The sequence below is a fragment of the Streptomyces carpinensis genome, assembly GCF_002154505.1.
Lineage (GTDB): Bacteria > Actinomycetota > Actinomycetes > Streptomycetales > Streptomycetaceae > Streptomyces > Streptomyces carpinensis.
The window spans coordinates 1-768 of the sequence record NZ_MUBM01000545.1; the positions used below are offsets into that span (position 1 = coordinate 1).

The 768-nt window shown below is 66.8% G+C and carries 1 protein-coding gene and 1 pseudogene; both read left to right on the forward strand.

What is annotated here, in order from left to right; all coding sequences use genetic code 11:
- Nucleotides 1-142 precede the first annotated feature (142 nt).
- Nucleotides 143-484 (forward strand): annotated as a pseudogene (locus BZY54_RS45725) (biotin carboxylase N-terminal domain-containing protein); the annotation flags it as partial.
- A 31-nt stretch (nucleotides 485-515) separates the two neighbouring features.
- Nucleotides 516-650 (forward strand): acyl-CoA carboxylase biotin carboxyl carrier protein subunit, encoded by a 135-nt coding sequence (locus tag BZY54_RS55750; RefSeq protein WP_086731247.1) that lies wholly within the window; start codon nucleotides 516-518, stop codon nucleotides 648-650.
- Nucleotides 651-768 lie beyond the last annotated feature (118 nt).

Sequence of the window (768 nt, forward strand, 5' to 3'; positions counted from 1 at the left end):
CCTGCGCGACGTCTGGGGCGTATACATACCCGTCGACTCCTTCTGACGACTAATCAATCGGCTTTTTCCCAGGGCCGTTGCCCACTGACTCTGGAGGCCTTTCATGGCCATTGCCTACGGCTTGCCGCGCCGGCCGCCCCCGCTGCATGTCCGCGCCTCGGATGAGGCGTTCGCCCTGGGCGGTGACATCCCGGCCACCAGCTACCTGGACATCGACAAGGTCCTCAAGGCCGCCAAGGAGTCCGGCGCCGACGCCATCCACCCCGGCTACGGCTTCCTCTCCGAGAACGCCGACTTCGCCCAGGCCGTCCTGGACGCCGGCCTCATCTGGATCGGCCCGCCCCCACAGGCCATCCGCGACCTCGGCGACAAGGTCGCCGCCCGCCACATCGCCCAGCGCGCCGGCGCCCCCCTCGTCGCCGGCACCCCCGACCCCGTCTCCGGCGCCGACGAAGTCGTCGCCTTCGCCGAACAACACGGCCTGTTGCCAAGAAGACCGGCCCCGTCGCCTCCCCATGCAGGGCACCATCGTCAAGATCGCCGTCGAGGACGGCCAAGAGGTCAAGGAAGGCGACCTCATCGCCGTCCTGGAAGCCATGAAATGGAACAACCCCTCAACGCCCACAAGAACGGCACCATCAAGGGACTGACCGCCCAGGTCGGCGCCTCCATCGCCTCTGGCGCCCCCATCTGCGACATCAGAGACTGATGATGACACCTATTACTCTGCAGAACACGTCGGGTCCGACCGAGAACTCCATGCGTCGT

Excerpts from the sequence above, each read along its gene's own strand:
- BZY54_RS55750 (WP_086731247.1), top strand. The coding sequence starts at position 516 with ATGCAGGGCACCATCGTCAAGATCGCCGTCGAGGACGGCCAAGAGGTC.